Annotated in this window: 13 protein-coding genes and 2 pseudogenes; 5 read left to right on the top strand and 10 right to left on the bottom strand. The window is 72.4% G+C overall.

Features of this window, described 5'->3' with window-relative positions; translation table 11 throughout:
* Positions 1-19: 19 nt before the first annotated feature.
* Positions 20-898 carry a right-handed parallel beta-helix repeat-containing protein gene (locus JNW91_RS14940; protein WP_203175726.1) on the bottom strand — a complete coding sequence of 293 codons (879 nt, stop codon included), beginning with the start codon at positions 896-898 and terminating at the stop codon, positions 20-22.
* Between the two features lie 42 nt (positions 899-940).
* Between JNW91_RS14940 and JNW91_RS14935 the strand changes: the two genes are divergently transcribed.
* Positions 941-1,201 carry a hypothetical protein gene (locus tag JNW91_RS14935; protein ID WP_203175724.1) on the top strand — a complete coding sequence of 87 codons (261 nt, stop codon included), beginning with the start codon at positions 941-943 and terminating at the stop codon, positions 1,199-1,201.
* A 1,128-nt stretch (positions 1,202-2,329) separates the two neighbouring features.
* On the opposite strand, the pseudogene JNW91_RS14930 reads toward JNW91_RS14935, so the two are convergent.
* Positions 2,330-3,808 (bottom strand): annotated as a pseudogene (locus JNW91_RS14930) (aminopeptidase P family protein); the annotation flags it as partial.
* Positions 3,809-3,941: 133 nt separating this feature from the next.
* On the opposite strand from JNW91_RS14930, the gene asnB reads away from it, so the two are divergent.
* Complete coding sequence (gene asnB / locus JNW91_RS14925) at positions 3,942-5,903, top strand: asparagine synthase (glutamine-hydrolyzing) (protein WP_203175722.1); 1,962 nt, start codon at positions 3,942-3,944, stop codon at positions 5,901-5,903.
* Between the two features lie 89 nt (positions 5,904-5,992).
* Here asnB and JNW91_RS14920 read toward each other — a convergent pair whose 3' ends face one another.
* From JNW91_RS14920 to JNW91_RS14905, 4 genes are all read right to left on the bottom strand, one after another.
* Positions 5,993-7,108, bottom strand: a complete 1,116-nt coding sequence (locus tag JNW91_RS14920) for a lytic polysaccharide monooxygenase (protein ID WP_203175720.1) — start codon at positions 7,106-7,108, stop codon at positions 5,993-5,995.
* Between the two features lie 307 nt (positions 7,109-7,415).
* Positions 7,416-9,650: a xanthine dehydrogenase family protein molybdopterin-binding subunit gene (locus JNW91_RS14915; protein ID WP_203175713.1), complete on the bottom strand. Its 2,235-nt coding sequence runs from the start codon at positions 9,648-9,650 to the stop codon at positions 7,416-7,418.
* Positions 9,647-10,642 carry an FAD binding domain-containing protein gene (locus JNW91_RS14910; protein ID WP_203175711.1) on the bottom strand — a complete coding sequence of 332 codons (996 nt, stop codon included), beginning with the start codon at positions 10,640-10,642 and terminating at the stop codon, positions 9,647-9,649. Before JNW91_RS14910 ends, JNW91_RS14915 begins: the two co-directional genes overlap by 4 nt.
* The gene (locus JNW91_RS14905) at positions 10,629-11,129 is read right to left on the bottom strand and encodes a (2Fe-2S)-binding protein (protein ID WP_407664323.1); all 501 of its coding nucleotides are present in this window, start codon (positions 11,127-11,129) and stop codon (positions 10,629-10,631) included. The genes JNW91_RS14910 and JNW91_RS14905 overlap by 14 nt, the downstream gene beginning before the upstream one ends.
* 132 nt (positions 11,130-11,261) lie before the next feature.
* Between JNW91_RS14905 and JNW91_RS14900 the strand changes: the two genes are divergently transcribed.
* Both JNW91_RS14900 and JNW91_RS14895 read left to right on the top strand, forming a co-directional pair.
* Positions 11,262-12,413, top strand: coding sequence for an XdhC family protein (locus JNW91_RS14900; RefSeq protein WP_309244365.1), 1,152 nt, complete (start codon positions 11,262-11,264; stop codon positions 12,411-12,413).
* A 96-nt stretch (positions 12,414-12,509) separates the two neighbouring features.
* Positions 12,510-13,445, top strand: a complete 936-nt coding sequence (locus tag JNW91_RS14895) for a PfkB family carbohydrate kinase (RefSeq protein WP_203175707.1) — start codon at positions 12,510-12,512, stop codon at positions 13,443-13,445.
* Here JNW91_RS14895 and JNW91_RS14890 read toward each other — a convergent pair.
* Positions 13,442-14,272, bottom strand: coding sequence for an MBL fold metallo-hydrolase (locus JNW91_RS14890; RefSeq protein WP_203175705.1), 831 nt, complete (start codon positions 14,270-14,272; stop codon positions 13,442-13,444). The genes JNW91_RS14895 and JNW91_RS14890 overlap by 4 nt on opposite strands.
* A complete protein-coding gene (locus JNW91_RS14885) occupies positions 14,269-14,673 on the bottom strand; it encodes a thioesterase family protein (RefSeq protein WP_203175703.1) in 405 nt (134 codons plus the stop codon). The genes JNW91_RS14890 and JNW91_RS14885 overlap by 4 nt, the downstream gene beginning before the upstream one ends.
* A 139-nt stretch (positions 14,674-14,812) precedes the next feature.
* Between JNW91_RS14885 and JNW91_RS14880 the strand changes: the two are divergent.
* A pseudogene (locus JNW91_RS14880) lies at positions 14,813-15,861 on the top strand (phosphatase PAP2 family protein).
* Between the two features lie 2 nt (positions 15,862-15,863).
* Here JNW91_RS14880 and JNW91_RS14875 read toward each other — a convergent pair.
* Positions 15,864-17,288, bottom strand: a complete 1,425-nt coding sequence (locus tag JNW91_RS14875) for a PH domain-containing protein (RefSeq protein ID WP_203175701.1) — start codon at positions 17,286-17,288, stop codon at positions 15,864-15,866.
* 34 nt (positions 17,289-17,322) lie between these two features.
* Positions 17,323-17,865: a PH domain-containing protein gene (locus tag JNW91_RS14870; protein ID WP_203175751.1), complete on the bottom strand. Its 543-nt coding sequence runs from the start codon at positions 17,863-17,865 to the stop codon at positions 17,323-17,325.
* Positions 17,866-17,975: the final 110 nt, after the last annotated feature.

Here is a 17,975-nt window from a genome sequence, read left to right as displayed (position 1 = left end):
TGGTTCAGCCCCGCCCGGATCAGGCGAAGCAGTCCGGAACGTTCTCGCAGTTCGTGGGCCGGTTGGCCGTCACCGCGGACTCGTCGTCCAGGGTCACCGTGCTGCCGAGCTGGTTGAAGATGCCACCGGGCGGCAGGGTGGCGAAGTTGTGCGCCACCTTCGTCCGGCTGAGCGAGACCCGACCGCCGTCGGTGTTGTAGATGCCGCCACCGCGGGCGAGTGGACCGACGGCCCGGTTGCCCACGACCTCGCTGTCACGCAGCGTGATGACGCTGTCCTCGTTGAAGAGGCCGGCGCCGAAGAACCCGGCGGTGTTGTCCCTGATCGCGCTGTCCTCGATCGTCGCCGTGCTGTCGAAGACAACCGCCACGCCGCCGCCCACACCCGCGGTGCTGTTCTCGGCCACCGTGGCCTGCTTGAGGGTGAGCTGACTGTCGGCCACGGCCACGCCGCCGCCGGCGAGGACCGCCGTGTTGTCGCGGACCGTCGTCTCGTGCAGCGTCGTGGTGCCCTCGACGTCCAGGACGCCACCGCCGAAGCCGAGCGTCTCGTTGTCGGAGATCTCGCTCTTGTAGACCCAGACCGAACCGCCGTCGACGTCCTCGGTGAAGATCCCGGCCGCGCCGTTGGCGATGCCGCCACCACCGAAGACGGCGGTGTTGTCCTTGATCTTCGACTCGTCGACCTGGAGCACCCCGGCGTTGAAGATGCCGCCGCCGTAGAAGAAGGCCGTGTTGTGCGCCACGGTGGCCTTGCTGAGCCTGGTGCTGCCGAAGTTGGCCAGCCCGCCGCCGTTGCCGCCGGACTGGTTGTAGAGCAATTCGCTGTCCAGGATCTCCGCCCGGCCACCGGGCTGCACCAGCACCCCGGCGCCGTCGTTGGTCCCCGGTTCCTCCACCAGCGGCGCGCCGCGGGTCCGGCCGTCGCCGGCTTCGCCGCCTTGGCCGTAACCAGCCCCGCCGCCCTGGCCGCCTTGGCCGCCTTCGTCGACTTCGCCGGCGGCTTCGCTGCGGGCTTGGCCGCCGGCTTGGCTGCCGTCTTCGCCGCGGGCTTGGCCGCCGTCTTCGCTGCCGGCTTGGCTGCCGGCTTCGCCCCGGGCTTGGTCGCCGCCTTTGCCGCGGGCTTGGCCGCTGTGGTCGCGGCCGGCTTGGCAGCCGTCGCTGCGGCCGGCTTGGCTGCCACCGTCGCCCGGCGGGCGTGACCGCTGGCCTGGCCGCGATGGCCCGGACCGACGCCGAGTACGGCGCCCACACCGTCGCCGGGTCCGCGGACATCGTCGGCTGGAGGGTCTGGCCGCCCTTGATGCTCAGGCCCTTGAGGACGAGGTCCCCGCCCGGGCCGACGTTGAGGATGCGGAAGTAGTCGGCGGTGGCCTCACGACCGATGGTCGTGTGCTCTCCCTTGAGGGTGATCGGCTGGGTGATCACCGGAAGGCCGTTGCCGTCCTGGCTGCGGGTCAGGAGGTACGTGCAGCCCTTGGCGAGCTCCAGCACGCCGCCGTTGGTGTTGTTGGCGTACGTGATCGCCTGGATCAGCTTGTCGCTGTCGCAGGGGACCTGCTTGCTGCGGTCCTCCTCGTCGCGCTTGTCGTCCTTGTCGGCCCGGTCGTAGAAGCCGCCCCGGTCGTCGCCGCTCCACTCGTCGTCCCGGCCGCCACTCTCCTCGCCACCGTCGGCGTTTGCGCCGGTGTCGCTGACGTTCTGCCGGTTGGGCGACGGCTGGGCGTCGGACACCCGGCCGGGGCTGGGCTTGTCGTCGCGCGCGGCCAGGCCGCCGAGGGCCGCGAGGCCGACCACGCCGGTCAGCCCGGCCACGCCGGCGACCCAGAGCGCTCGTCGTCGTCGGGTCGCGGAGCTGTCGAGGCTCCGCCGTCGGTAGTCGTTACGTCGTTGGACATCAGAGCCTTCCGCCCTTTCCTGCTACCAGACGGGGTCGCACCGCGCGAGGCGCCACGACCAGCTACAAATCGGTTGCAGCCTCTGAGCCCCACCGTATGAGAACCATCTTCGCGATGCGGACTTATCCGAAATAAGCCCACATTCAACCCAGGATAGGAGCAGGCGTCGGTTACTGACCGGGGATGGCAGGAAGGGGTGCGAGCAGCACAAACGCCGACGATGACGTCGCAGGGCGTAGGAATGTCGCTGCTGGTTTCGGCGCGGACGGGGCGCCGTGGGGTGTGCGGGTGCCGCCGAAACCGAGGGGATCGTGGGCGCCAGCCTCGCGGGCCGAGACGGCCGGAGAGAGGGGCGGGTCGCGGCCGGCCGGACGTCGAGACGTCGCGGCCCGGCGGGAAGGTTCGCTGTCGGTCGGTGTCGGCGCCGAGGTCAGCCGGGCAGGCGGGGGCCGCCTCGCGCTGCTCGGCCAGCCAGGTCTCCACCTCGTCGGAGGTGCGCGGCAGCCCGGCCGACAGGTTCACCGCACCGGTCGCGGTGACCAGCACGTCGTCCTCGATGCGCACGCCGACGCCGCGCAGCTCCTCGGGGACCAGCTCGTCCTCGGGCTGGAAGTACAGACCCGGCTCGACGGTGAGCACGTAGCCCTCGCCCAGCGTGCCGTCGCGGTACATCTCCTTGCGGGCGTTCGAGCAGTCGTGCACGTCGATGCCGAGCATGTGGCCGAAGCCGTGCAGCGTCCACCGGCGGTAGACGGTCGACTTCTCGTCCATGGCCTCGTCCACGCTCACCGGCAGCAGGCCCAGCTCGGCCAGACCCTCGGCGAGCACCCGCATGCAGGTCAGGTGGACGTCCTTGAACTTCACCCCGGGCCGGATGGCCTCCATGCCGGCCTGCTGCGAGGCGTACACGATGTCGTAGACCTGTCGTTGCAGGGCGGTGAACCGGCCGCTGACCGGCAGCACCCGGGTCACGTCGGCGGTGTAGAGGTTGCGGCCCTCGACACCCATGTCCATCAGCAGCAGGTCGCCCGGCCGGGTGGCACCGTGGTTGTGCACCCAGTGCAGGATCGTGGCGTGCTCGCCGGCGCCGACGATCGAGCCGTACCCGACGTCGTTGCCGTCGTGCCGGGCGCGCAGCGCGAAGACCCCCTCCAGCAGCCGCTCGGAGACCGCCCGGTCGGCCGGCAGGATCCGGGCCACGTCCTCGAAGCCGCGGACGGTGGCGTCGATCGCGTCCTGGAGTTGGCCGATCTCCCACTCGTCCTTGACCAGCTTCAGCTCCGAGATGGCGATGGCCAGCTCCCGGTCCCGGGCCGGCTGGCCCTCGGCGCGGGGTCCGTCGTACGGGCGGACGGCCGTGTCCACCCGGGCGTCGAAGCCACGCAGCACCCGGGTACGCCCCGGGGCCAGGTCGGCCAGCGCCGCCTCCAGGCCGGTCAGGTCGGCGGTGGGCAGCCCCAGCTCGGTGGACTTCTCGCTGAGCGTGTGTCGCCGGCCCACCCACAGCTCACCGTGGCGGCTGCGGAAGGACTCGTCGGTCTCGCGCGACGAGCGGGGCCGCATGTACAGCGTCGCGTCGTGCCCCGACCCGTTCGGGCGCAGCACCAGCACGCTGTCGGCGTCGTGGTCGCCGGTCAGGTAGGCGAAGTCACTGCCCGGCCGGAACGGGTGGTCGGTGTCGTTGGCCCGGACCTTCTCGGTGCCGGTCGGGATGACCAGCGTCTCGCCCGGGAAGGCCGCCGACAGCGCGGCCCGGCGCTTGGCGTAGTTGGGCACCTCTGCCCGGGGCGTCACCGGCAGGGCGGTGTCCCGCCACCCCTTCCGCATGAAGGACAGGAACGCGTCCGGGAAGTCCGGATCGTGTGATTCCGTGCCGTCCGTCGGCGTACCGTCGGTGCGTCCCTCGGTCATTGCGCCGCTCCCTCCGCGTCGTTGCTGGTCCCGACGGTACCGCGCGCCCGGTTCGCGGTGGCGCCGGCCGGGAGCGCTCCGGATCGACGGACGGCTGCGACGGGCCGATGGAGCCCGTGGAAAGATGTCCACCATGTGCGGACTCCTGGCCTTCTTCAGCGCGAACGGCAACGCCGCCGCGCACCGCGACCACATCGCCGGAGCGTTGGAATGCCTGCACCACCGCGGCCCCGACGAGACAGGGGTCGAGGTGGTCGGCGACGCCTCCGGCCGGTACGCGGACGGAGTGTTCGCCCACAAGCGGCTCGCCATCATCGACGTCGCGTCGAGCCATGAGCCGCTGCCCTACGCGAACGGCCGTTACCTGCTGACCTTCAATGGTGAGATTTACAACTACATCGAGCTGCGCGATGAGCTGGTCCGCGACTTCGGCGCCCAGTTCGCCACCGCCGGTGACGGCGAGGTGATCGTCGCCGGGTACCACTTCTGGGGCGAGCAGGTGCTCACCCGGCTGCGCGGCATGTTCGCGTTCGTCATCTGGGACCGGCAGGAGCGGCGCGCGTTCGGTGGCCGCGACTACTTCGGCATCAAGCCGCTGCACTACCTGGAGACCGCCGACGGGCTGTACCTGGCCTCGGAGAAGAAGGCGCTGCTGCCGTTCGCGCACAGCAACTACCAGGGCGACGCGGGTGTCGACGCGGCCAACCTCAGCCACTACCTGACCCTGCAGTACGTGCCGGAGCCCGGCACCCTGCACAAGGGCATCAGCCGGATCGGCTCGGGGGAGTACCTGACCTGGACGCCGGGCGGGCGGATCGACGTACGCCGGTGGTATCGGCCGGTGTTCCGGCCGGCGCCGGTCGACGACGAGCAGAAGCTCTACCACGAGATCCGGGAGACGCTGCGGGAGAGCGTGCGCATGCACATGCGCTCCGACGTGCCGGTGGGCTCGTTCCTGTCCAGCGGCATCGACTCCACGGCGGTGGTCGCGCTGGCCCGCGAGTTCAACCCGAACATCCTGACGTTCACCGTCGGCTACGACGTACCGGGGTACTCGGAGATCGACGTCGCGCAGGACTCGGCCCGGCACCTGGACGTCACCACCATCCCCACCAAGATCGGTCCGCAGGACATGATCGACGCCCTGCCGAAGATCGTCTGGCACCTGGACGACCCGGTGGCCGACCCGGCGCTGGTGCCGCTGTACTTCGTGGCGAAGAAGGCCGCCGAGCACGTCACGGTGGTGCTCTCCGGCGAGGGCGCCGACGAGTTCTTCGGCGGGTACACGATCTACCGCGAGCCACTGTCGCTCGGCACCGTCAACGGCCTGCCGGGCGGTGTGCAGAAGGGGCTGCGCGCGGTCTCCAAGGCGATCCCGCAGGGGGTCAAGGGCAAGAGCTTCCTGGAGCGGGGCACCACCCCGATCGAGGAGCGCTACTACGGCAACGCCCGGATGTTCACCGAGGAGGAGAAGCAGCACCTGATGCGCCGCTACGACCCCTCGGTGCGCTACACCGACGTCACCGCTCCGATCTACGCCGAGTGCACCGAGCTGGACGATGTCACCAAGATGCAGTACGTCGACCTCTACACCTGGCTGCGCGGCGACATCCTGGTCAAGGCCGACCGGATCTCGATGTCGCACTCGCTCGAGGTGCGGGTGCCGTTCCTCGACCGCGAGGTGTTCGACGTCGCGGCGAAGATCCCGGTGGACCTGAAGCTGCCGCCGCGCTCCGACGCCACCAAGTACGCGATGCGTCAGGCGTTGCAGGGTGTCGTTCCGCCGGCCATCGTCAACCGCAAGAAGCTGGGCTTCCCGACCCCCACCCGGGTCTGGTTGCGCGGCGAGATGTACGAGTGGGCCCGGCACGTGCTGAGCACCTCGGGGGCCGGTGACCTGCTCGACCTGTCGTACGCGCTGCGGCTGCTCGACGAGCACAAGCGGGAGGAGGCCGACCACTCCCGCAAGGTGTGGACGGTGCTCATCTTCTGCATCTGGCACGCCATCTTCGTGGCGAAGACCCTCGACCCGGGTATCCAGCGCAACCAGTCCGCCCTGCTCACGAAGCCGGTCGTCGGTTCCATGGTCCGCTGACCCCGGCCCCGCTCTGTTGATCAAGAGGTTTGCGTCATCCGGAGTGGCTCCGGTGACGCAAACCTCTTGATCGTCTCAGGGGGTGGCGGTCAGCTGCGGGCGCAGGTGACCGTCGGTAGGGTGTTGGTTCCTGTCGCGCTCGCCAGGAAGCCGAACGTCGCGGTGCCTTCCGGTGCGACCGTGCCGTTGTACGAGACGTTGGTGGCTCTCACCGACGAGCCGGACGACGTCTGCGTCGCACCCCAGATCTGACTGATCGACTGCCCGCTGGGCCAGGTCCAACTCGCGGTCCAGCCGGCGAACGGCGTACTGCCGTGGTTCATGATCGTGACTTCGCCCTGGAATCCGCCCTGCCAGGTGCTGGTCACCTTGTAGACGGCCATGCAGTCGCCACCTGCCGGCGGCGGGGTGGTCGTCGGCGGCGGGTCGGTCGGGTTCGGCGGCGGGGTGGTGGGGTTCGGCGGTGGGGTCGTGGGGTTGGGCGGCGTCGTGCCGCCCGAACCCACACCGGTCACCTGACCGTTGCCGCCGTCGAAGGTCACGTCGGAGCAGCCGAAGAAGTTCTCCTGCGAGTCCGAGCGCACCCAGCGGGAGTAGATGATGTGCCGGCCGCTCTTGCCCGACGGCAGGTTGCCGCTGAAGTAGTAGTGCCCATCGTTGGTGCCGACCGCACCGCGCTGCGGCGGGTTGGTCACCGTCAGGAACGGCTGCGCCTCCAGGTCGCTCCAGGCCAGCGCCCGGGTCGGGCTCCAGCTGTCCTTGGTCACGTAGAAGTAGAAGGTGCCCGGGTGGTGCGCCCAGTTGCTGTACCGGAAGTCCAGCCGCGCACCGGCGGTCAGGTGGGTCAGCGGCCAGTCGGTGCGGGCCAGGTCGTAGCCGCGGAAGCTGGGGTTGCCGCCGCTGCACAGCTGCCCGTCCGGGATGAAGCCGGTGGTGCGACCGCCGGCGTCGGAGCGCAGCACGCTGAACCAGTTGTAGAGGGAGTTCGCCCCGCTCTGCGCCACTGCGGCGGAGCACGCGGGGTTGTTGGGCCTGATCTCGCCGGTCTGGCTCTTGCCGTCCTGCCAACACAGGTAGGTGCGGCTGCCGGGGGTCATCGCGGCGCCGTGCGCGGCGGCCGGCTGTGGGCTGGACGCCAGGGCGACGGCGCCCAAAGCGAGGGTAACGGCCGCGGTGAGCAACGCAGCCGTACGGGAACGATTCACGGGATCTCCTGACTCGCGAGGCGCGCCGCCCGCGCCGCCCCGCCGCAATCGGGTGGGATGTGGCGTGGTCGCCCCGCCCAGACGAGCGGAAGCGACGATCACGGTGACGTGCCCCGGCGGGAAGCGCCCGGTGCGCACGTGCCGTCGACGGTCCCTGTCGTGGACCGTTTGCCCTCGCGTGAAACGAAACCCGGCAACCGGCGGCGCGGCAGCCCCTCGCACCGCCCGGTACGCGCCATCCCACCACGCCGCACGGCCGCAGCGCAATAGCTTGTCCTCGATGTGTCGACCGTCTGCCGGCCGATCCTCAGAGGAGCTTCTCCAGGGTGATCGGCAGCTCGTACTGCCGGCGCCCGGTGGCGTCGTACACCGCGTTGGCGATCGCGGCGGCCACGCCCACCACGCCGATCTCCCCGACGCCCTTCATGCCGAGCGGGTTCACCACCTCGTCGTGCACCTCGATGGTGTCCACCACCACGTCCGGCGCGTCCGCGTTGACCGGCACCAGGTAGTCGCCGAGGCTGGCGTTCGCCCAACGGCCGAGCCGCGGGTCCATCCGGGTGGCCTCCAGCAGCGCCTGGCCCAGCCCCCAGAGCATCCCGCCCATGAGCTGGCTGTGCGCGGTCTTGCGGTTGAGCACCCGGCCCGGCGCGAACACGCCGACCATCCGGCGTACCCGGACCACGCCGAGGTCGGCGTCCACCGCCACCTCGGCCATCTGCGCGCCGAAGGTGTGCACCCCGTACCCGGCGTCCTGCGGCGGCGGGTTCCAGGTGCCGAGGACCTCCACGTCCGGCGCGAAGGTGCGGTGCATCAGGTCGGCGTACGTCTCGCCGACGTCGGGCCGGTCGCGCAGCACCATCTTGCCGTCGCGGACCTGCACGGCGGCGGGGTCGGCGCCGCGCAGCGGCGAGTGGTCGTCGGCCACCGCCCGCCGGATCAGCTCGTCGCGCAGCTGGGTCGTCGCCAGGTGCACGGCCGAGCCCACCGCGCTGGTGCCGGCGGAACCCACCGCGGCGGTGACGTTCGGCAGGTCGCTGCTGCCGCCCACGAACCGCACCCGCTCCACCGGAATGCCCAGCCCGTCCGCGGCGACCTGGGTCATCGCGGTGAAGACCCCCGTGCCGAACTCCGAGACGCCGGCCTCGACCACCGCGGTGCCGTCGTTGTAGAGCCGAGCCCGGGCCCGCTGCGGGTTCACCGGCTGGGTCACCGGGTAGAGCGCGCTGGCCATGCCGGTGCCGATCAGCCACTGCCCCTCCCGCCGGGATCGGGGCGGCGGGCGGTCGTGCCAGCCGAACAACTCGGCCGCCCGCTGGTAGCACTCCGTCAACCCGCTGCTGGACCACGGCTTGCCGCTCTCCGGGTCGGTCGCCGAGTAGTTGCGCAGTCGCAGCTCGAGCGGGTCGATGCCGATCCGCTCGGCGAGCTCGTCCATCGCGCACTCCAGCGCGAACATCCCGGTCGCCTCGCCGGGGGCCCGGGTGAAGGTCGGGGTGATGGTGTTCCCCCGGACCAGGTGGTAGATCCCCTCGTAGTTCGGGCTGGTGTAGGCCACTGACGGGCTCTGCAACGACGGCTCCGCCCAGTCGTCGAACGGAGAGGTGAGCGAGAGCTTGTGGTGGCGCAGCGCGGTGATCCGGCCGTCCGACCGCGCGGCGAGGGTGATCTGCTGCTCCTGCTCCTCGCGGTGCCCGCAGGAGGTGAACATCTGCTCCCGGGTGAGTACCAGCCGCACCGGCCGGCCCACGTGCCGGGCGGCCAGCGCGGCCAACGCCGGGTGGTGCCAGACCATGGCCTTGGAACCGAAGCTGCCACCCACGGCATGACTGACCACCCGGATCGAGATGGGTGACAGGCCGAGCAGCTCGGCGAGGGTGAACTGGACGGAGTTCGGCCCCTGGGTCGAGTCGTAGACGGTCAGCCGGTCGACGTCCTCCCAGACGGCGGTGCTGGCCGACGGCTCGATCGGGTTGTGGTGGTTGGGCGCGAAGCGGTAGGTGGCGTCCACGCAAACGTCCGCGTCGGCCAGCGCCTTGGCCACGTCACCCCGGGACGCGTGCCCGGGCAGCAGCCCGCCGAAGATCCGCTCGGGCACGTACGCCTGGTCCCGGGCCTGGTCCAGCAGGGTGGTGGCGGGCGTGGTGGCGTACTCGAAGCGGATGAGGGTGCCGGCGTGGTCGGCGCGTTCGATGGTGTCGGCGACCACGATGGCGACCGGCTGGCCGGCGTAGTGGATCGTCTCGTCCTGCATCGGGAAGAAGGTCTGTCCCGACGCGGCCAGCCCGGCAAGCGACGGGAGCAGCTTCGGCACGGTGGCGACCCGGCCCAGGTCGCGGTGGGTGAGGACGGCGAGCACGCCGTCGGCCCGCTCGGCTTCGCTGGTGTCGATCGCGACGATCCGGCCGCTGGCGATCTTCGCGTTCACCACCACCGCGTGCGTCAGGTTGGGCACCGGGACCTCGGCTGAGTAGCGCGACTCGCCGCGCACCTTGAAGCGGCCGTCGACCCGGTTGAGGCTCGCGCCGATCGCCGTGCTCATGTCGTGCCCTCCCGCTGCGCCATGCTCTCCAGGGCCCGGACCATGGTCCGCCGGGCCAGCTCGATCTTGAAAGCGTTCATTCCGTGCGGTACTGCCGGTGCCAGCTCCGCCTCGGCGGCGCGGGTGAACGACTCGGTGGTCGCTGGTGCGCCGTCGAGCAGCCGCTCGGCCTGCCGGGCCCGCCACGGTTTGGTGGCCACCCCGCCCAGGGCGAGCCGTATCTCGGTGATCCGCCCGTCGGCAACCGACATGGCCACCGCGACGGAGGCGAGCGCGAACTCGTACGACTCGCGATCGCGGATCTTGATGTACCGGGAGGTGGCCGCGACCGGCGTCGGAGGCAGGTCGATGCCGGTCACCAGCTCGCCGTGGGTCAGCGGGTGCTCCCGTTCCGGGGTCTGCCCGGGGAGCAGGAAGAAGTCGTCGATCGGGATGCTCCGCTGCCCGGCCGGGCTTTCGGTCTGCACCACCGCGTCGAGCGCGACCAGGGCCACGCCGAGGTCCGAGGGGTGGGTGGCGATGCAGCAGTCGCTGGTGCCGAGCACCGCGTGCCCCCGGTTGATCCCGTCGAGCGCGCTGCATCCGGTGCCCGGGGCCCGTTTGTTGCAGCCGGCCGCGACGTCGCGGAAGTAGCTGCACCGCACCCGCTGCATGAGGTTGCCGGCGATGGTGGCCATGTTGCGCAGCTGCGGGGAGGCGCCGAGCAGCAGCGCCTCGGCGACCATCGGGTAGCGCCGGACCAGCTCCGGCTCCTCAGCCACGTCGCTCATCCGGGCCAGCCCGCCGAGCCGCAACCCGCCGCCGGGCAGCTCCTCGATCCGGTTCAGCGGCAGGTCGTTGATGTCGACCAGGCGACGCGGTTGTTCGACGTAGATGCGCAGCAGGTCCACCTGGGTGGTGCCGCCGGCCAGGAAGGCGCTCTGCGGGTCGGCGCTCACCGCGCCGATCGCGGTGGCGACGTCGGTGGCGCGGGAGTAGCTAACGGGACGCATCGCCGCGGCCCCCCTCGTCGCGGACGCGGCGGACGGCCGCGCGGATGTGCGGGTACGCGGCGCAGCGGCAGATGTTGCCGCTCATCCACTCCCGGATCTCGGTGTCGTCGCCGGCGTGCCCCTCGGCGAGCAGCGCCACCGCGGACATGATCTGACCCGGGGTGCAGTAGCCGCACTGGAACGCGTCGCAGTCCAGGAACGCCTGCTGCATGGGGTGCAGCGTGTCCCCGTCGGACAGTCCCTCGATCGTGGTCACCTCGCGGTTCTCGCAGGTGATCGCCAGGGTCAGGCAGGAGAGCACCGGGCGCCCGTCCACCCACACGGTGCACGCCCCGCAGGCGCCCTGGTTGCAGCCCTTCTTGGTGCCGGTCAGCTCGAGCCGGTCGCGGAGGGCGTCGAGCAGGCTGACCCGCGGCTCGATGGTCGTCCTCCGGCTCTCGCCGTTGACCTGCAGGTGGACCTCCACCTCGCCGGGTCCTCGGACCACGGCGTGGTCCGGGCTCGGCGCCGTACGCAGTGCCCGGTAGGACTTCACCAACTCGCACCCCCTCGTGATGGAATCGACCATATCCTTCACATAAGGATGTTTTCCTCTTTTCGCCATGAAGTGGGGCAGCACGTGCCGGACGGGTTTTACGAGATGCTCCGCCGCTGCCGCGCCGGCGAGCCGGTTGCCCTGGCCACCGTCGTGGCCACCTGGCACTCCGCGCCGCAGCCACCCGGCGCCGCCATGCTGCTGGCCGCCGACGGCACGGTCACCGGCAGCGTCTCCGGCGGCTGCGTCGAGGCCGACCTGTACGAACGCGCCCGCCACGTCCTCGGCACCGGCGTACCCGAGCTGACCCGCTACGGAGTCAGCGACGACGACGCGTACACCGTGGGTCTGACCTGCGGCGGTGTGCTGGACGTGTTCGTGGAGCGGGTCGACCCCGGCCGCCTCGCGGAGCTGGAGGCGGTCGACGCCGCGCGCCGCGCCGGACAGCCGGCGGCGGTGGTGACCTGCGTCGCGGCCGACGCCGGCGATCCGCCGGGCGCGGTGCCGGCCGATCCGCTCCGACGGCTCGGTCGGCGGCTGGTGCTGACCGGCGAGCGGATCACCGGGTCGCTCGGCGACGACCGGCTCGACGACGCCGCCACCGCCGACGCCCTCGGGCTGCTCGCCGCCGGACGCAACGGCCTGCTCCGGTACGGCTACCACGGTCAACGCCGAGGCGCCGGCCTCAGCCTCTTCGTGACCACCTACGCCACGCCACCCCGGATGATCGTCTTCGGGGCGATCGACTTCGCCGCGGCGGTGGCCCGGATCGGCGCGTTCCTCGGCTACCGGGTCACCGTCTGCGACGCCCGGCCGGTCTTCGCCACCGCACGGCGCTTCCCGGAGGCGGACGAGGTCGTCGCGCAGTGGCCGCACCGGTACCTGCGTACGGAGTTGGACGCCGGCCGGGTCGACGGACGCACGGTCGTCTGCGTGCTCACCCACGACCCGAAGTTCGACGTGCCGCTGCTGGCGCTGGCGCTGCGCCACCGGCTCGCGTACGTCGGGGCGATGGGGTCGCGGCGCACCCACGACGAGCGGCACAAGCTGCTGAGCGAGGCGGGACTCAGCGCGGCGCAGCTCGCCCGACTCGCCTCCCCGATCGGGCTGGACCTCGGTGGGCGTACCCCGGAGGAGACCGCCGTGAGCGTGGCCGCGCAGATCGTCGCGGCCCGCTGGGGCGGGTCCGGTCGGCCGCTGACGGCGCTGGCCGGGCCGATCCACCAGCCGGGCTAGCGCCGTGTTGCGCCGCCCTCGGCAGGCACCGGTCCGCGCGCTGTGCCAGCCTGGTGCGGCGGCCGGTGGCGGTTGGAGAACGACGAAAGGATCGGCATGGGATACGCGGTGGTGCTCGGCGAAGCGCTCGTCGACCTGCTCGACGGCGAGTGCGACGGCGAGCGGGTCTACCGGCAGGCCATTGGCGGCGGTCCGCTCAACGTCGCCGTCGGGGTGGCCCGGCTCGGCGGCGCGGCACAGTTCGTCGGATCGCTGGGCGACGACGTGCTGGCAGGCCGGATCCGCGCCTTCCTGGCCGCCGCCGACGTCGGGCTGGCCGGCACGGTGACGGCGCCGGCGTCGACCTCGCTCGCCGTGGTCACCCTCGCCGGCCCCGAGCCCGACTTCCGCTTCTACGGCGAGCCGCCCTCCTACGGTCTGCTCAACCCCGACGACCTGGACCTGGCGCTGGTCGAGGGCGCCGACGTGCTCTACTGCGGCTCGGTGGTGCTGCTGCAACCCACCGCCCTGGCCGCCGCCCGGCGCGCCTGGTCACTCGCCACCGGTCTGCGGGTCTTCGACCCGAACGTGCGGCCCCGGCTGCTGGACGGGCCGGCCGCGCTGGCCGGGCTGCGCGAGGTGGTGGCCGAGTTCGCCGCCGGAGCCCACGTGGTCAAGTTGAGCGGCGCCGACGCCGGGCTGCTCTACCCGGGTGAGCCGGCCGAGGGGGTGGCCGCGTACCTGCGTGAGCTGGGAGCCGCCACGGTCGTGGTGACGCTCGGCGCGGCCGGCGCGGTGCTGGCCGCCGCCGGCGCCGACCCGGTCCTGGTGCCGGCGCCCAAGGTCGACGCGATCGACGCCACCGGCGCGGGTGACTCGGTGATGGCCGCGTTGATCGCCGATCTGCTCGTCGACGGCGAACCGTCCGACCCGTCGGGCTGGGTCGGACGGGTGGCGTTCGCGCTGCGGGTGGCCGGCCTGGTCTGCGAGTCCCCGGGCGGCGCCACCGCCATGCCCACCCGCGCCGACGTCCAACGCCGCTTCGGGACCTAGGCGGTGCCGTTCAGTTCGAGGTAGCCGCGGTGGGCGGCGACGAGGGCGGCGCGCGCACCGAAGGGGGCCTCGGCGGCCACCCGCTCGGGCGGCGCGCTGCCGGTGTGCGCGGCCCGGATCAGCCAGGCCAACCGCACCAGCTCGGTGTGCTGGGCGCGGACGAACTCGACGTCCACCGGGTCGCCGTGCCCGGGCACGACCACCGTGCGCGCGGTGGTCAGCCGCAGCAGGTCGGCGACCGCGTCCGGCCACTGCAGGGGGTACGAGTCCTCGAAGGCGGGCGGCCCGCTCTGCTCCACCAGGTCCCCGGCGACCAGCACATCCGCGTCGGGCACGTGCACCACGAGGTCGGCGTCGGTGTGCCCGCGCCCGGGGTGACGCAGCAGCACCCGCCGGCCGCCCAGATCGAGGTCCGTTTCGATGCGCACGGTGTGGGTCGGGGCGAGCAGTGGTGTGTCGGCCAACTCGGCGGCGAGCGTCGGATGCTCGTGGCGCAGCTCCGCGTACGCCTCCCGGCGCAGCCGCTCCGGCTGCTCGCGCAGAGCCGCGGCGGCCAGCTCGTGCGCGTACACCGGGCGGGGTGGGTCGTCGGCCAGGACGGCGTTGCCGAAGCAGTGGTCGTAGTGGTGGTGGGTGTTGACCACGGTCAGCGGACGGTCGGTGACCGCCCGGACGGCGTCGGCCAGCTCGGCGGCCTGGGCGGCCGAGGACAGGGTGTCCACCAGCAGCGCCTCGTCGGCGCCGACGACCAGCGTGACGTTGACCCGCAGCAGCGGCTCGCGCCGCACGTACACCCGGTCGGCGACCTCGACGAACCCGGCGGTCACGAGGACCGCCCGGCACGCTCGACGAAGCGTTGCCGGTCCACCAGGATCCGGTCCACCCGGCCCCGGGCCACCGTCTGGTCGCCGTCGCTGACGGTGACCTCGAACGACAGCCGGCGACCGTCGATGGTCGCCAGCAGCGCCTGCGCCCGGACGGTCCGGCCGACCACCGTCGGCGCCAGGTGCTCCAACTCGACGCGGGTGCCCACCGTGGTCGACCCGGACGGCATGTCGATCGCCGTCGCCGCGACGGTGGCCGCCTCGACCAGCGCGAGCACGCGGGGAGTGCCCAGCACCGGTACGTCCCCGGAACCGACCGCCTGGGCGGTGTCCGCGTCGCTGACGGTCAACTCGACCTGTGCGGTCAGACCCGGCGCGAAGGCCGGCTCGGGCTGCTCCTGCATGGTCGTCAGCCTAGGTGCTCGCCGAGGCCGCCGAGCACGCGCCCGGTGATCCGGGCACACCCACCGCCGCGGGCTGGGCACGGGTGCTCCGGGTGGTCCCCGTCGGTCGATGCCGTACCCGTCGTTAACCTTGACCGCGATGGCCGTCGTGACTGACCCCCAGCCCCCCGCCCGGACCGACCCGCCCGCGTCGCCCGACGGGGGCCGTCGGCGCGTCGTCGCGATGACGATCTGGGCAGTCGCCTTCGTCGCCGCGTGGCTGGCGATCGGGCTGCCCACCGACCCCGCGTACGCCTTCGTCTGGATCTGGGCGGCGACGGTCGCCTGGAGCAGCGAGCGACCGTGGCGCAGCCACCTGCGCTTCGCCCGGGACTGGGTGCCGGTGGTGCTGCTGTTCGTCGTCTACAACCTCTCGCGCGGGTTCGCCGACAACGGCGCCACCCCGCACGCCATGGAGCTGATCGTCGCCGACCGGTTCATGTTCGGCTGGGCCACCGGCGGGGAGGTGCCCACCGTCTGGTTGCAGGAGCACCTCTACCGCCCGCAGGTGCACTGGTGGGACATTGCGGCGAGCTGGGTGTACTTCTCGCACTTCGTGGTGGCGCTGGCCGCCGCCGCGGTGCTCTGGCTGCGCGACCGGCACCGCTGGGCCGCGTACATGCGGCGCTGGGGTTTCCTCTGCGCCGCCGGTCTGGTGACCTACTTCGTCTACCCGGCCGCTCCGCCCTGGTGGGCGCGCAGAACGGCCTGCTCACCGAGGTCGCCCGGATCTCCACGCGGGGCTGGAAGGCGTTCGGGATGCACGGCGCCGGCAATGTCCTCAACGCCGGTCAGATCGCCTCGAACCCGGTCGCCGCGATGCCGTCGCTGCACACCGCGTGGGCGCTGTTCGTGGTGCTGTTCTTCCTGAGCACCACCCGTCGCCGCTGGTGGCCGCTGCTGCTCGCGTACCCGCTGGCGATGACCTTCACCCTGGTGTACTCCGGTGAGCACTACGTGATCGACGTGCTGGTCGGCTGGGCGTACGTGGGGGTGACCTATCTGGTGGTCGGCCTGGCCGAGCGCGGCTGGACCGCCTGGCGCACCCGCCAAACACCCCCACCTCCCCCACCTCCCCCTCCGCGCTCGCCGTCAGACCCCGTTGATCATGAAGTTGTCGCCACCGTCGACGGCGTGTCGCGGCAATAACTTCATGATCGACCGAGGCGGGCGGCGTGCGCGCGGGCGGTCAGCTCGGCCGCCAGGGCCCACGCCTCCGCCAGGTCCCGGTCCTGGGCCGCGGCACCCGCCCCGCCGGCGGTGTCCGCGTGCACGGTGGCCAGTCCCAGCCGACGCTGCATCGGCCCCTGCACCACCCGCACACTCTGGATCCGGGCGTACGGCACGATCGCCAACTGCCGGGTGAGCAGCCCCGACCGGGTGGCGAAGACCCGCTCGAACAGCCCCGCGCCGAGCGCGCCCCGCCCCAGCGGGTGCAACCAGCGCGTGCGGGGCGGCGGTGGGCTCAGCGCCAGCGCGTCGAGGCGTACGCCCGGCAGCACCTCGGCGACGATCATCGCCCCGGTCGGCAGGTCACCGACCGGCAGCAGCCGATCCGGTCGGTTGCGGTCGTCGGCCTCCGCGAGCGAGTACCCGGCCACCTCCAGCCGCAGCCGCAGCCAGCCCTTCACCCGCCAGAGCAGCGGCCAGGTGGCCCGCACGGTCTGCACCCGCTCCAGCGGAACGGTCTGCGCACGTGTCTCCAGCAGGCCGTTGTGCACCCGCAGCGTGGCGCCGTCACGGCCCAGCCGGAAGTTCCAGTCGTCGAGGACCCGGCGGATCGGTTGCAGCAGCACACCCGCCATCGCGGTCAACGTGCTGGCCACCGCGACGAACGACCACGAGCCCGCGGTGAGGAACTGCACCACGACGAAGGCCAGGCCGAACGGGAGCAGGAACGCCTGCGGGGTGAGCAGTTGACTGACCAGCAGGTCCTGGTTGCGTACCGCGTGCAGCGGCCGACCCGGCGCGGCCGCCGCCGGCGGTGTCGACCCCGGAGCGGTCGCGAGGGCCGCGTCACCCGGCGTGGACGGCTGGGCCACCCGCCCGGCCAGCGCCAGCAGCCGCTGGCGCAACCGGGCGGCGTCGGCCACCCCGAGGTACGCCAGCGGCGCCTCGGTCTTGCCCCCGCCGACCACCTCCAGTCGCAGCTCGGCCAGGCCGGTGAGCTGGGCGAGCAGCGGTCGGACCACCTCCACGGCCTGCAACCGCTCCAGCGGGATCGCCCGCGTACGCCGCCAGAGCAACCCCTCGTGCACCCGCAGCTCGCGGCCCACCACGTGGTAGCCGGTGTTGTACCAACTGATCACCGACAGCACGGTCGCGCCGAGCGCCAGCGCCACCACCATGGCGGCGAACCACCCGAAGCCGACCCGGGACAGCGTCGACCAGGACAGCCCGGCGATCACCACGACCAGCGATTTGGCCCCGTGCAGCAGCGGGCTGAGGGGGTGCAGTCGCTGCCGTGGCTCCGCGTCGCCGCCGGTCGGCGGTGCCGTCCAGGGATAGGGGACCCCCGGGGGGACCGTGCCGTGCGGCGTCGCGCCGACGGGAGGCTCGGCCGCGTTGTCGCTCATCGGGACGGCCCCCGCCGCCCGCCCGGTCCGGGCGTCACAGACCCTCCGCCCGGTCCTCGCCGAGCGCGGTGAGCCGGTCGCGCAGCCGGGACGCCTCCGCCGGGCGCAGCCCGGGCACCCGCGCGTCGCTCGCCGCCGCCGCCGTGTGCAGCTGCACGGTCGCCAGGTTGAAGGCGCGTTCCAACGGCCCGGCGCTGACGTCGACGAACTGCATCCGCGAGTAGGGAACGATGGAGAGCCGCCGGACCAGCAGCCCGTGCCGCACCAGCAGGTCGTCCTCCCGTTCGGCGTACCCCCAGGCCCGGACCGCGCGGACGACCGCCACGGCCCGCCACAGGCCGAGCACTACGACGACGGCGAGGGCGACCCCGAACAGCCAGTGGCCGGTCAACACCCAGCCGGTCGCCGTCAGCGCCAGCCCGACGGCCACCACGACCGCCAGCCGGATCAGCTCCACCCAGATCAGGTCGGAGGAGATCGACTGCCACTGGACCGTGTCCGGCCAGGGTTCCAGCGGCCCCCGCCCCACCGGCCCAGCCGCCGACAGCGGGCCGGACGCACGAGGGTCGGGTGGCAGGAGGCCGGGTGCCGGCAGGTCGGGCGCGCGGTGGTCGGCGACGGATGCCGGCCGGTGGCCGGGTGGCGGCAGCGCACCCGGTGGCAGCGGGCGGGCGACGAGACGTCGGG

Origin of the sequence: Micromonospora parastrephiae (genome assembly GCF_016802865.1) — a bacterium.
Classification (GTDB): Bacteria; Actinomycetota; Actinomycetes; order Mycobacteriales; family Micromonosporaceae; genus Micromonospora; species Micromonospora parastrephiae.
This window is presented reverse-complemented; position numbering and strand designations above follow the sequence as displayed.

What these genes read in the sequence shown, in the direction of transcription:
- JNW91_RS14915 (WP_203175713.1), bottom strand. Translation starts at nt 9,650, where the DNA reads ATGAGCACGGCGATCGGCGCGAGCCTCAACCGGGTCGACGGCCGCTTC.
- JNW91_RS14885 (WP_203175703.1), bottom strand. Translation starts at nt 14,673, where the DNA reads ATGCAGGAGCAGCCCGAGCCGGCCTTCGCGCCGGGTCTGACCGCACAG.
- asnB (WP_203175722.1), top strand. Translation starts at nt 3,942, where the DNA reads ATGTGCGGACTCCTGGCCTTCTTCAGCGCGAACGGCAACGCCGCCGCG.
- JNW91_RS14875 (WP_203175701.1), bottom strand. Translation starts at nt 17,288, where the DNA reads ATGAGCGACAACGCGGCCGAGCCTCCCGTCGGCGCGACGCCGCACGGC.
- JNW91_RS14895 (WP_203175707.1), top strand. Translation starts at nt 12,510, where the DNA reads ATGGGATACGCGGTGGTGCTCGGCGAAGCGCTCGTCGACCTGCTCGAC.
- JNW91_RS14910 (WP_203175711.1), bottom strand. Translation starts at nt 10,642, where the DNA reads ATGCGTCCCGTTAGCTACTCCCGCGCCACCGACGTCGCCACCGCGATC.